Raw genomic sequence first — 12,675 nt, 5'->3', positions numbered from 1 at the left:
AAGTGGCTCGCTTCGCATCGTGGTTACGGTCGGCAGCTACAAAGTTGCGTAGATACCCATGCCGCGATAGCGGTGTGTCAGCCTCTGAATTTTTGACGGGTTCATCACCGTCGGGGCAAATCGAATCGTCGCACCGCCCCTCCCACATTGTGTTCTTTGTGTATCAGGTGCCCATATTTTCCGAGGTCACTATCTGCGGTGGTATATGCACCCGATGCCGCACAGGATCGAAGCCTTCGTCATTCAGCAACTGCACCAGCAGCTGCACCAGCGCCGCCGCCGTCTGCCGCGGCTGCGAGTCCATTACCACATCGATCAAGCCGCGGCTCAACGCCTGGCGCGACAGTTCCGTCGACTCCTGCAGAATGCAACACAGCGCCGGGCGCTTGGGCAGTTGCGCCAGGGCGTTGATCACGCCGTCACCGCCGCCGCCCACCACGCACAGGCCGCGCAGGTCGGTGTGGCGGGCGAGCAGGTCGAGGGTGGCTTCCTCGGTGATGTCGCAGTTATCCAGGTTGATCAGCGGTTCCAACGGCTTGAGCCCTGGCGCGTGTTCGGCCAGGTAGCTGTGCAAGCCTTTGACCCGTGCCTGGTGCCCGAGAAAACGATGGCCGCCAAGTAAAATGCCAACGCTGCCTTTGCGTGCGCCGCAGGTGTGTGCCAGCAGCCAGCCCATGGTGCGCCCGACCACGTGGTTGTCCTGGCCCACATAGGGTTCGAGGGCCTGCTCATGGATATCCGACAGCAGCGCAACCACTGGTACGCCGGCTTCACGAATCTGCGCCAGGCAGGCGTTGATCAGCGGATGGGCGAAGCTGACCACCGCCAGGGCGTCGCACTGCACCGCCAGTTGCTCGATCTGCGCGACGATGGCATTCGGTGAACGGTCGTTGATGTAGTCGAACTGGCAGCTCAGGTTGGCGGTGGCGTGATGCTGCGCGGCATCGCTTATTGACTGGGCGAGGTTGGCATAGAAGGCCTGGGCGGTGCCCAGCAACAGCACGCCGAAACGGTAGGTGGGCCGCCGTTCGCGGATGCGCTGGCCGATCAGTCGCGCGGCGAAGTAGCCCACGGCTTCGGCGGCCTGGAACACCTGTTCGGCCGTGCTCGGGTTGACCGGCGCGCGGGCGTTCAATACCCGGTCGACGGTGGCCACGCTAAGCCCCGCGTGGGCGGCGACGGTGGCGATGGTTGGGCGTTTATGGTTGTGCATTGGCAGGCCCCTTGAGCGTCTTGATAGAAAACTATCAAGCCCCGCTGGGCCTGGATGATAGCTTGATAGGGAATGGATTCAAGGCCTTGAGGGTGATTTGGCTGCGCTCTATGGTTGGTTCCGCAAAGCACCTGAAACCCCACGCTTGCGGAGAACAATAACAATGCCTGAACACACCGCTTACCGCGCTCGGCGCGACTACAGCCTCACTGGCCCCGAAGCGGCCCGCGCCGCCGAAAAGGGTCTGGTCTCGGCCAACTGGTACCAGTCGCCTATCTCGCGCAAACGCATGAAAGAACTGATGCAGCGCCGCGACGGCCCTGCCTTGCTCGACACCGCCATCTGGGTCTCGACGCTGTTGGTCACAGGCTTTGGTGGTTATTGGTTCTGGGGCTCCTGGGCCTGCGTACCGTTTTTTCTCGCCTATGGCGTGCTCTACGGCACGGCGTCCAACCCACGCTGGCATGAAACCGGCCACGGTACTGCGTTCAAGACCCGCTGGATGAACGACGGGCTGTACCAGGTGGCGAGCTTCATGTGCCTGTTCGAACCCCACGTCTGGCGCTGGAGCCATGCCCGTCATCACACCGACACCATTGTCGTCGGCCGCGACCCGGAGATCGTCGAGCCGCGCCCGCCGAGCCTGTGGATGATGGCCCTCAGCCTGTTCAACCTGCCCCTGGCCTGGAAGACCTTCAGCGGCGTGGCCCGCCATGCGGCGGGCCGTATGAGTGCCCAGGAGCAGGATTTCATCCCCGAGTCCGAGTGGCCCAAGGTGTTTCGCGCCGCCCGTATATGGATTGGGATTTATGCGCTGATCATCGGCACCGCGCTGTACCTGCACAGCTGGCTACCGCTGATGCTGGTGGGCCTGCCCAGTCTCTATGGTGCCTGGCTCGGCTACGTGTTCGGCCTCAGCCAGCATGTGGGCCTGGCCGAAGATGTGCTCGACCACCGCAGCAACTGCCGCACCATCTACATGAACCGCGTGCTGCGCTTTATCTACATGAACATGAACTACCACCTCGAACACCACATGTACCCGATGGTGCCTTACCACGCACTCGAACAACTGCACGAAGAAATCCGCAGCGACTGCCCGCCGCCGTACGCCAATCTGTTCGAGGCATACAGGGAAATCATCGCGACGATCCGCAAACAGCGCAGCGACCCGAGCTATTTCGTCCAGCGCCCGATTCGCCCGCAGGCGCAATCCGCCCCTGCCGCTCTGCACGCAGAAGCCTCTGCCGGCTGATCTTCATCCCCCGAACAAGAGAACAATGCCATGAACGATCAATGGATCGACGTCTGCGCCGTGGGCGAAATAGACCCCGAAGACGTATTGCGCTTCGACCACGGCGCGCACACCTATGCGGTGTTCCGCTCTGCCGAGGATGAATTCTTCGCCACCGCCGGCCTGTGCACCCACGAGAAAATCCACCTGGCGGACGGCCTGGTGATGGACCACGTGATTGAATGCCCCAAGCACAACGGACGCTTCGATTACCGTTCCGGCAAAGCCCTGGGCGCGCCGGTGTGCGTCAACCTCAAGACCTACCCGGTGCGGGTCGAAGCGGGGCGGGTACTGCTCGCCGTCACGGCCGAAATATGAGCCAAGCCCTGATCATCGTTGGCGCCGGTCACGCCGGTGGCCGTGCGGCACTGACCTTGCGCGAAGAAGGCTACACCGGGAGCCTGATCCTGATCGGTGATGAAGCGCACTTGCCCTATGAACGGCCACCGCTGTCCAAGGCTGTGCTGCAAGGCTCGACGGACCTGGCCGGATGCAGCCTGTGCGACAGCACACGGCTGGCAGCGCTGGGCATCGAGCATATCGCCGGCAACCCGGTGAGCCGCCTGGACCCGCAGCAACACCGGCTGCAACTGGCCGACGGCCAATGGTTGACCTATACCGGTTTGTTGCTGGCTACCGGTGGCCGGGCCCGACGCTTGCCCGAGGCGCAGCCCCCTGTGCTTTACCTGCGTACCCACGATGAAGCCTTGGCCCTGCGTGATAGGTTGCGCCCCGGCACCCGGGTGGTCGTGGTCGGCGGTGGTTTTATTGGCCTGGAGGTGGCCGCGACCGCACGGGGGCTGGGGTGTGAGGTCACGCTGCTTGAAGCCGGGCCACGCTTGGCGAGCCGGGTGTTGCCGGCGCCGATCAGTGCGGCGCTGCTGGCGCTGCATCGTGAGCAAGGTGTGGACGTACGTTTGAACGTCGCCCTCGAATGCATCCACGCCGACGCCGTACAACTGGTCGATGGGCAGCGGCTGCCCTGTGACCTGGTGGTGGCGGGCATCGGCATGCAACCCAATATCGAGCTGGCGGCGGCGGCAGGGCTGGAAGTCGGGCAGGGCATTCGTGTCGACGCGCAATTGCGCACCAGTGCATCGGATATCTATGCGGCAGGGGATGTCTGCGAGTTTCGCCTCGCTGGCGTCTATCAGCGCCAGGAAACCTGGCGCAACGCCGAGGCCCAGGGGCGGCACGCCGCGTTGAACCTGCTGGGGCGCGCGCTGCCGTTCGAGACGCTCCCCGGTTTCTGGTCCGACCAATACCACTGGGGTTTGCAGACTGTCGGGGTGATGACTGCACGCACGGTCAGCCGTGCGTTGCCTGGCGCTGGCCTGCTGCTGTTTTACCTCGACGACGATGCCCGGTTGCAAGGCGCGTGCGGCTGGGCACCGGGCAACGGTGCGGCCAGGGACATCAAGTTGTGCGAACGCCTGATTGCCGCGGGCACTGTGCTCAACCCGGGCAGCCTGGCAGATGCCGATGTGTCCCTCAAGCTACTGTTGCGAGGCTGATATGCGTCAACTCCTGGTATTCCAATCGATGTGGGCCATGCAAACCGAGCCTGGCAGCCTCGACACGCAGCTGGACCGCATCGCCGCCGCCGGTTTCGACGGCATCACCGATCATTACTGGACGCCTGCCGCTGTCCCGCGCCTGCACGCTGCCGCCACGGCCAGGGGCTTGCAGATCGAAGGCCAGCTGTTCCCGCAATCGGTGGATGACCTGGCCGCCGCATTGGAGGTGATCAGCCGCTATGGTTGTCACCACCTCACCCTGCAGGCCGATGTGCGCCCGCGTACCCAGGCCGAGGCGGCCAGGCTGATCGAAGGCTGGCAACGCCTGGCCGAACAGGTGGACTTCCCGATCCTGCTGGAAACCCACCGTTATCGACTGACCAACGACCTGTTGTTCACCCTCGACCTGCTGACGCAGATGCCTGACCTGAAACTGCTCGCGGACCTGTCCCACTACGTCGTCGGCCGCGAGTTGCCCGAGCCCGGAGCCTTGGAAGACGACGAGCAGATACGCACGATCCTGCGCCATAGCTGGGGCTTTCATGGCCGCATCGCCAGCAGCGAACAGGTGCAGGTCGGCCTGGACTTTCCCCAGCATCTGCCCTGGGTCGAGCGCTTTACCAGCTGGTGGCGCTATGGGATCGACGACTGGCTGACCCGCGCCGAGACGCCCCAGAGCCTGGCCTTCACCTGCGAACTGGGCCCGCCACCCTATGCGATCACCGATGCAAAGGGTCGGGAACTCACTGATCGCTGGGCCGAAGCGCTCAAGATGAAGGCGCTGATTCGCCAGGTGTGGGCCAGTTGTCACGGCTGATCTGCTAACCTGCGCGGGTTCAAACCGACCTTAGCCTATGGATCCGCCCGATGAAAACCTGCCCTGTCCAGCCACCTCTCGAACCGCAGTCCGTGTGCCACCCGATCACCAGCAGCGCGATTTTCATGGTCGCCACCTTGGCCCCCGACGCGGTTGAAAACGTGCGTGGCTGGTGTGCCGACATCGCAGGTCTTGTGCGTTCGGTGGGTAAGCGCGTGCCGTCGGGCAACCTGACCTGCGTCTGCGGCTTTGGCTCGGATGCGTGGGACCGGCTGTTCGGTGCCCCGCGCCCGGCATCACTGCATCCGTTTCGCGAATTCGGTGTAGAAGGGCGCAGGGCGGTGTCGACCCCGGGCGATATCCTGCTGCATATCCGCGCCGAGCAGATGGACCTGTGCTTCGAACTGGCGACCCAACTGATGGCGGCCTTGGGCGATAGCGTCAAGGTGGTGGATGAGGTCCAGGGTTTCCGTTATTTCGATATGCGCAGCATCATCGGATTTGTCGACGGCACCGAAAACCCGGTAGGGCGCAAGGCCGAAAGATTTACCCTGGTCGGTGACGAAGACCCCCAGTTCGAGGGTGGCAGCTACGTGCTGGTGCAGAAATACCTGCACAACATGAACGCCTGGAATAGCTTGACGGTAGAAGCCCAGGAGAAGGTGATCGGGCGCACCAAGCTGGCGGATATCGAACTTGACGAAGAAGCCAAGCCGAGCAACTCCCACAGCGCCTTGACCGTCATCACGGACGAGAACGGCGAGGAAGTGAAGATCCTGCGCGACAACATGCCCTTCGGCCGCCCGGGCGCCGGTGAGTTCGGCACCTACTTCATCGGCTATGCGCGCTCGCCAAAACCTCTGGAACAGATGCTGGAAAACATGTTCGTCGGCCGCCCGGTCGGCAACTATGACCGCTTGCTCGACTTCAGTACCGCCGTGACTGGCGGCCTGTTTTTCGTGCCCTCGGCCGACCTGCTCGAAGAACTGGCCGACCGCCAGTAACCTGTAGGAGCGAGCTTGCTCGCGAAAAGCGTCAACGATAACGCGGGCATCCTGAATGTACGCGGTACCTTTGGATTTTTCGCGAGCAAGCTCGCTCCTACAAAAAATGATCGCGTCAGGTAAGCAACCCGGTGCTGACCGCCACAATCAGGAAGACTCCCAGCAGCGCACGGTAGATCACGAACGGCCAGGTGGAGAAGCGCTCCAGGAACTTCATCAGGCCCCAGATCGCGAAGAACGCCGAGATGCTTGCCACCACCAGGCCGAAGATCAAGTGCGGCCAGGCGTGGGCGGGCATGTCGGCGTGCAGCAGCACCCACAGTTCTTTCAAGCCGGCCAGGGCGATGGCCGGCAGGCCCAGCAGAAAGGAAAACCGCGCCGCTTCTTCGCGTTTGAAATTCAGGAACAGCGCTGCGGTCAGGGTGGAGCCCGAACGCGATACCCCGGGAATCAGCGCGCCGATCTGCGCAACCCCCACGATCAGCGCATCGCGCAGGCGCATCTGGCTGACGTTGCGGGTGTGACGGGCGCGTACTTCGGCCAGCGCCAGCAATATCGCCATCACCACGCAGGCAATGCCGATTACCATCAGCCCGCGCAATGGCGAGTTGCAGGTATTCAAGGTTGAAGACAACGCCAGGCCGGCAATGCCGATCGGCAGGGTCGCCAGCACGATCGCCACCGCCAGCTTGAACCACGGGTCGTTGTAGTCGCCCCGGCGTACCGCACTGATGCTGCCGGTGGTGACCTGGCGCACATCCCGCCAGAAGTAACTGACCACCGCCGCCAGCGCCGCCAACTGCATGGCTGCGGAAAACGCCGAGCCCGGGTCTTGCCAGCCGAGCAGGGCGGGCACCACGCGCATATGCGCTGTGGAAGACACCGGCAGCAATTCGGTAATGCCCTGGATTACACCGAGGATGAAAATCTGCAGGTAATCCAGGGAGGCAAAGCCTACATCCAGGCCGGCGGTACAGACGTTGGTCAAAATACAAATCCTTGAGTGAAAGGTGGAAGCCGGCGAAGTTTATTCTAAATGTTTCAGGAAATTTGCCCGGGCAAGCGCTATCTGCAATCGGTTCAGCCAATAGAAAGGATTCGACAATCCATTGGCGTGACCGGCACTTTTGTGAACAATGGCGCCCTGCGTTTTTTCACCGAGAGCCCCATGCCTGAAACCACCGTCGAATTGATCCAGACCGGCCCCGAAGACGCCGAGCTGATCCGCAATCTCTACCAGTACTACGCCTACGAGTCTTCGGACTGGGAACAGGAAGATGTCGAGGCCGATGGCCGTTTCTATATCCATGACGAGCACCTGGCCCGCTACTGGCACGACCCACAGTGGAGCGCCAACCTGTTGCTGGTCGATGGCTATATCGCCGGTTTCCTGTTGATCGAAGGCAGCGAACTGCCGGGCATCGACGCCTTGGAACTGGCCGACCTGTTTATCCTCAAGCGCTACCGCCGCAAAGGCATCGGCCGCGCCATTGCCAGCCAGGTGCTGTGCAGCGCAGAGGCCAATTGGCTGGTGCGATTCTATGATCAGGACGAAGTGTCCCAGGCGTTCTGGCGCACCGTGCTGGATAACCTGCCGCGCCCGGTACAGATGATTGAACTGGAGGATGAGCCGCAGTTGGTGAGCTACCTGATTACTCGGGTTTTGCTGCATTGACGGGCGGGTTTTGCTGAGGTTAAAGGCTGCACACCGTAACTGATGCCCCGAGATCAAAATGTGGGAGGGGGTTTGCCCCCGATGCCGGTGGGTCAGGCCCAGTATCAGGCGACTGGCTCACCGCCATCGGGAGCAAGCCCCCTCCCACAGTTCGAACGCCAACAACTCGGCTACGGGCCTAGCCTGGATTGAACAACACCTGCTGCATCGCCTGGGGCGGTTGCCCGAAGGCCCTGAGAAACGCCTGGCGCATGCGCTCGCGATCACCAAAGCCGGTTTCGCGGGCCACCACTTCCACGGGGTGACGGCTGGTTTCCATCATCGCCCGCGCCGCTTCCACCCGCAGGGCTTCGACGGCCTTGGCCGGGGTCTGCCCGGTTTCTTCGCGAAACACCCGGCTGAACTGGCGCGGGCTGAGCCGGGCGACGTCGGCCAGGGCTTCTACCGATAAATCGTGGGTGAGGTTTTCACGGGCATAGGCCAGGGCCAGTTGCACGCGATCGGACTTGGGGTCCAGTTCCAGCAAGGCCGACAGTTGCGATTGCTCGCTGCCGCGGCGCTGGGCGATCACCAGCTTGCGTGCGATGCGCCGGGCGAGGTCGCTGCCCAGGTCGTTCTCGACCATGGCCAACGCCAGGTCGACCCCGGCGCTCATGCCGGCGCCGGTCCACACCTGGCCGTCCACCACGAACAGCTTGTCTTCTTCCAGGCGGATATCCGGGTAGCGCTTGCGGAACGCCGGCGCGTGGATCCAGTGGGTGGTAGTGCGCTTGCCTGCCAGCAAACCAGCCTCGGCCAGCACAAAAATGCCCATGCACAACGAGGCCACGCGCCGCGATTGAGCCGACGCCGCCTTGACCAGCTCCAGCAGGTTGGCCTCCGGCAGGCGAAACTCCAGGTAACCGCTGACGATCAGGGTGTCGTAGCCCTCTGGCCGGATCGCTGTGGTGTTCACCGAAAAGCCCTGGGAGGTCATCACCGCGCCGCCGCTTTCCGACACCAGGTGAAACTCGTAGGCCGGCTCACCGCGCAGCAGGTTGGCGCACTCGAACACCGAGCCCAGGCTGAGGCTCAAGGATTGGAAATTCGGGTAAACCATCAGCGCAACGCTGTGCATTGCATCTCTCCAAGGGGCGGGGGAGAGGCGATTGTCGGCGTGCGCCAGGAAAACGGCAACCGACTTTGGCTCATGTCCGGAATCCTTGCGGATATGACATTGTGAGCCGTTGCCTCGCTGCCTAACATGGCCTCAACGAACTAGACGACTGGTCTAATCGGATGAGGTCAAGCATGAACCACCCAAGTAAAAGTGCACGGCAGGCGATCCTTGAACGTGGGCAATCGATTGTCGGTGCCAAGGGATTTTCCGCAGTGGGCTTGAACGAAATCCTGCAGGCTGCCGAAGTGCCCAAGGGCTCGTTTTATCACTACTTCGATTCCAAGGATGCGTTCGGTGTGGTGTTGCTCGATACCTATTTCGACCATTACGTCCAAGGCATGCAGGCTCTGTTCGATCAGCCGGGGTTATCCCACCACGCCAAGCTGATGCGCTATTGGCAATGCTGGATCGACAATCACACGGGCTGCACCGACACCGGCAAATGCCTGGCCGTCAAACTGGGCGCCGAGGTCTCGGACCTGTCAGAGCCGATGCGGTTGGCCCTGCTACGCGGTACTGCACGCACCATTGAATTGCTCGCCGTAGCCCTGCAACGCGGCGTGGAAGACGGCTCGCTCACCTTCGAGCAAGCCCCCGAAAGCCTTGCCCAACGCCTGTATGCGCTGTGGTTGGGGACCAGCGTCATGGCCAAGATTACCCGTACCACTGCGCCGTTCGCCGAGGCGCTGTTGCTGACCCGACAGTTGTTGGGTGGCTCTGAAAACCTTGTTATCCACTTTGATCGAGGCACTGGAAAATGAACGTATTAATGGTACTGACCTCTCACGACCAGCTTGGCGATACCGGGCGCAAGACCGGCTTCTGGCTCGAAGAATTTGCCGCACCCTACTATGCCTTCAAGGACGCTGGCGCCGAGGTGGTGCTGGCTTCTCCAGCCGGCGGCCAGCCGCCTCTGGACCCGGTCAGCGACCTGCCGGACTTCCAGACCGAGCAAACCCGTCGCTTCGCCGCTGACCCTGCGGCGCAACAGGCCCTGGCCAACACCGTCAAGTTGAACACCGTCAACGCCAACGACTTCGATACGGTGTTCTACCCAGGTGGCCACGGCCCGTTGTGGGATTTGGCGGAGTCGCCGGTGTCCATCGCACTGATCGAGTCGTTCGAACGGGCCGGCAAGCCCATCGGCTTTGTCTGCCATGCCCCAGGTGCCTTGCGTCACGTCAAGGCGGTCAATGGTGAGCCGTTGATCAAGGGCCGCCGTGTGACCGGGTTCTCCAACTCGGAAGAAGCGGCGGTGGAATTGACCGATGTGGTGCCGTTCCTGATTGAAGATGAATTCAAGAAGTTGGGCGGCAAGTATGAGAAGGGTACCGACTGGCAATCCTTCGTGATCGTCGATGGCTTGCTGGTGACCGGGCAGAACCCTGGTAGCTCCAGCGAGGTGGCCAAGGCCCTGCTGACCCTCATCGCTTAACTCAATTAACCGCTATGCGCATTTGGCGACTCCCCGGAGTCGCCACTGTTTTCGTTCGCCCTGAATTTGGACTACCCCATGCCTGACTGCATCTTGAACACCCCGATAAAACTGGGGCATCACCGCTTGAACAATCGCATCGTGCTGCCGCCCCTGACACGCCAGCGCAGCGCCCAACCGGGGGATATCGCCACCGACCTGATGGCCGAGTATTACCGCCAGCGCGCCAGTGCCGGCTTCATGGTCAGCGAGGGCACGCAGATCGAGCCCCGTGGCCAGGGTTACGCCTGGACGCCGGGCATCTACAGCCCGGCGCAGATCGATGGCTGGCGCAAGGTCACGACGGCGGTGCACGCCGAGGGCGGGGTGATCTTTGCGCAGTTGTGGCATGTAGGGCGGGTGTCCCATAACGCCTTGCAGCCCGATGGTGCGGCCCCGGTAGCGCCCTCTGCGTTGTCGGCGTTGCAAGCCAAGGCCTTTATCGAAACCGGCCCGGGTGTCGGAGAGCTGGTGCAACCGCCTGTGCCCCGGGCGCTCACGACGCTGGAGATCGAAGAGTTGGTTGGGCACTACGCCCAGGCCGCACGCAATGCCCTGGATGCCGGGTTCGATGGCGTGGAAATCCACGCGGCCAACGGCTACCTGGTCAACCAGTTCATCTCGGCCCATTCCAACATTCGTGAAGATGAATACGGCGGTTCGCTGGACAATCGCCTGCGTTTGTTGCGCGAGATTGTTGAGGCCGTGTGCAAGGTGGTCGGGCCTGAGCGCCTGGGCGTGCGCTTTTCACCGTTGTTCAGCGGCACCGACCAGGACCGTGTCTACATCGGCCTGGTAGAGGAAGACCCGCACCACACCTATATCGAAGCGATCAAGGTGCTGGAAGCGTCAGGCATCGCCTATGTGTCCATCGCCGAAGCCGATTGGGAAAACGCCCCCGACCTGCCCGAAACCTTTCGCCAGGCGGTGCGCAGTACCTTCAGCGGCAGGATCATCTACGCCGGCCGCTACACCGCCGAGCGCGGTGCTCGATTGGTCGAGGCCGGGCTGGCGGACCTGATCGCGTTCGGGCGGCCGTTCATTGCCAACCCAGACTTGCCCCAGCGGATCTTCAATGGCTGGCCGTTGAATGCGTTGAAGGCAGAGGGTTTGTATGGCGGGACGCAGGCGGGGTATGTGGATTATCCGGTGTATGCCGAACCAGAGTGACACACGCACTAAGTGGGAGGGGGCTTGCCCCCGATGACGGTGGGTCAGCCAACATCTTCGCGGGCAAGCCCTTTTTTGTAGGAGCGAGCTTGCTCGCGAAAAACTCACAGGCGCCGCATTCATTCAGCAAGCACGCGTGATCGTTGACGTTTTTCGCAAGCAAGCTCGCTCCTACAGAGGGCGATGTACGCTTAAGCCGGTCGCCAGGGATTGAGAAAGCACCTCACTCGACCCGCAACACAATCTTGCCAATATGATCCCCACCCTCCATCCGTGCATGGGCTTGGGCGGCGTCAGTGTATTCGTAGACCTTGTCGATGATCGGCAGGCAGCGTCCAGCGCTCAATACCGGCCATACGTATTCGCGCAGTTGCTCGGCAATCGCGGCCTTTTCGTCGCGGGTGCGGGCACGCAGCAGCGAGCCGGTAATCACTGCGCGTTTGGCCATGATGGTCAGCAGGTCGACGTCATGGGCCTTGCCGCCGCCGAGGAAGCCGAGCATCACCAGGTGGCCGTCCATGCCCAGGGACTTGAGGTTGTCGTTCAGGTATGAGGCACCCATGATGTCGAGGATCACGTTCACGCCTTTGCCGTCGGTCTGTTGGGCGATGACCTCGGCAAACGCCTGTTCGCGGTAGTTGATCGGCTCGGCGCCCAGCTTGGCAATCGCTGCGCATTTTTCAGCGCTGCCGGCGGTAGCGAATGCCTGGATGCCGAATTCATGGCAGAGCATCAGCGCGGTGGTGCCGATGCCGCTGGTGCCGCCGTGGATCAAGGCGCGCTGGCCTTTGTGCGCACCGCCCAGGCCAAACAGGTTGGCCCAGACCGTGAAAAAGGTTTCCGGCACGGCAGCGGCCTGGATCCAGTCCATGCCTGCAGGGACTGGCAGCGCCTGGCTGGCCGGCACCGCGCAAAACTGGGCATAGCCGCCACCATTGGTCAGGGCGCAGACTTTGTCGCCCAGGCGGTATTCGGTCACACCCGTACCCAGTGCCACCACCTCACCGGCCACTTCCAGCCCTGGAATCGGATTCATGCCCGGTTTCATCGGGTATTTGCCGGCGCGTTGCAAGGCATCGGGGCGGTTGACCCCGGCGGCGTGCACGCGAATCAGAATCTCGCCTGGCCCGGCCACCGGCACGTCTGCTCGACGTGGTTGCAGGACGTCGGGGCCGCCAGGGGCGGTGATTTCGATCAGGGTCATTTCTTGGGGGAGCGTCATGGATGAGTTCCTGTAGCGGTGAGCGTATGAGTTGGGACCGTGGCGCATAGTCGGCAGTTCAGCCAGATCATGCCGGGTTACGGTGGCAATGCAACCCTAGGGGGCGCACACGGGTGGTCTTTCTTCGCTG

At 62.4% G+C, this 12,675-nt stretch carries 13 protein-coding genes; 9 read left to right on the top strand and 4 right to left on the bottom strand.

Annotated features, from left to right (window positions below):
* Window positions 1-163 precede the first annotated feature (163 nt).
* Window positions 164-1,213 (bottom strand): LacI family DNA-binding transcriptional regulator, encoded by a 1,050-nt coding sequence (locus QZR30_RS25955; RefSeq protein ID WP_068966968.1) that lies wholly within the window; start codon window positions 1,211-1,213, stop codon window positions 164-166.
* 163 nt (window positions 1,214-1,376) lie between these two features.
* Here QZR30_RS25955 and QZR30_RS25950 point away from each other — a divergent pair, with 163 nt between their 5' ends.
* Genes QZR30_RS25950 through QZR30_RS25930 form a run of 5 tightly spaced genes read left to right on the top strand, consistent with a single transcriptional unit; the run spans window position 1,377 to window position 5,845 of the window.
* On the top strand, window positions 1,377-2,468 hold the full coding sequence (locus QZR30_RS25950) for a fatty acid desaturase family protein (RefSeq protein ID WP_046072174.1): 1,092 nt from the start codon (window positions 1,377-1,379) through the stop codon (window positions 2,466-2,468).
* Between the two features lie 30 nt (window positions 2,469-2,498).
* A complete protein-coding gene (locus QZR30_RS25945; RefSeq protein ID WP_046072175.1) occupies window positions 2,499-2,825 on the top strand; it encodes a MocE family 2Fe-2S type ferredoxin in 327 nt (108 codons plus the stop codon).
* A complete protein-coding gene (locus QZR30_RS25940) occupies window positions 2,822-4,021 on the top strand; it encodes an NAD(P)/FAD-dependent oxidoreductase (RefSeq protein WP_068966970.1) in 1,200 nt (399 codons plus the stop codon). Before QZR30_RS25945 ends, QZR30_RS25940 begins: the two co-directional genes overlap by 4 nt.
* A 1-nt stretch (window position 4,022) precedes the next feature.
* On the top strand, window positions 4,023-4,841 hold the full coding sequence (locus QZR30_RS25935) for a sugar phosphate isomerase/epimerase family protein (protein WP_046072177.1): 819 nt from the start codon (window positions 4,023-4,025) through the stop codon (window positions 4,839-4,841).
* Window positions 4,842-4,891: 50 nt separating this feature from the next.
* Entirely contained in the window at window positions 4,892-5,845 is a 954-nt protein-coding gene (locus QZR30_RS25930; RefSeq protein ID WP_068966974.1) for a Dyp-type peroxidase, read from the top strand.
* Between the two features lie 115 nt (window positions 5,846-5,960).
* Here the strand turns inward: QZR30_RS25930 and QZR30_RS25925 are convergent, their stop codons facing one another.
* Window positions 5,961-6,833 carry an undecaprenyl-diphosphate phosphatase gene (locus QZR30_RS25925; protein ID WP_056846783.1) on the bottom strand — a complete coding sequence of 291 codons (873 nt, stop codon included), beginning with the start codon at window positions 6,831-6,833 and terminating at the stop codon, window positions 5,961-5,963.
* A 48-nt stretch (window positions 6,834-6,881) separates the two neighbouring features.
* On the opposite strand from QZR30_RS25925, the gene QZR30_RS25920 reads away from it, so the two are divergent.
* Entirely contained in the window at window positions 6,882-7,520 is a 639-nt protein-coding gene (locus tag QZR30_RS25920; RefSeq protein WP_046072180.1) for a GNAT family N-acetyltransferase, read from the top strand.
* A 178-nt stretch (window positions 7,521-7,698) separates the two neighbouring features.
* On the opposite strand, the gene QZR30_RS25915 is transcribed toward QZR30_RS25920, so the two are convergent.
* Window positions 7,699-8,637: a GlxA family transcriptional regulator gene (locus QZR30_RS25915; RefSeq protein WP_311904544.1), complete on the bottom strand. Its 939-nt coding sequence runs from the start codon at window positions 8,635-8,637 to the stop codon at window positions 7,699-7,701.
* Between the two features lie 173 nt (window positions 8,638-8,810).
* Between QZR30_RS25915 and QZR30_RS25910 the strand changes: the two genes are divergently transcribed.
* From QZR30_RS25910 to QZR30_RS25900, 3 genes are all read left to right on the top strand, one after another.
* Window positions 8,811-9,440 (top strand): TetR/AcrR family transcriptional regulator, encoded by a 630-nt coding sequence (locus QZR30_RS25910; protein WP_046072182.1) that lies wholly within the window; start codon window positions 8,811-8,813, stop codon window positions 9,438-9,440.
* Window positions 9,437-10,114: a type 1 glutamine amidotransferase domain-containing protein gene (locus tag QZR30_RS25905; protein WP_046072183.1), complete on the top strand. Its 678-nt coding sequence runs from the start codon at window positions 9,437-9,439 to the stop codon at window positions 10,112-10,114. Before QZR30_RS25910 ends, QZR30_RS25905 begins: the two co-directional genes overlap by 4 nt.
* Window positions 10,115-10,192: 78 nt before the next feature.
* Window positions 10,193-11,323 (top strand): alkene reductase, encoded by a 1,131-nt coding sequence (locus QZR30_RS25900; RefSeq protein ID WP_046072184.1) that lies wholly within the window; start codon window positions 10,193-10,195, stop codon window positions 11,321-11,323.
* Between the two features lie 223 nt (window positions 11,324-11,546).
* Here the strand turns inward: QZR30_RS25900 and QZR30_RS25895 are convergent, their stop codons facing one another.
* Entirely contained in the window at window positions 11,547-12,545 is a 999-nt protein-coding gene (locus tag QZR30_RS25895; RefSeq protein ID WP_274358348.1) for an NAD(P)H-quinone oxidoreductase, read from the bottom strand.
* Window positions 12,546-12,675 lie beyond the last annotated feature (130 nt).

Source organism: Pseudomonas sp. rhizo25 (assembly GCF_031931935.1).
GTDB classification, from domain to species: domain Bacteria; phylum Pseudomonadota; class Gammaproteobacteria; order Pseudomonadales; family Pseudomonadaceae; genus Aquipseudomonas; species Aquipseudomonas synxantha.
The sequence above is the reverse complement of the archived record's forward strand: the minus strand, read 5'-3'. Positions and strand labels throughout refer to the sequence as shown.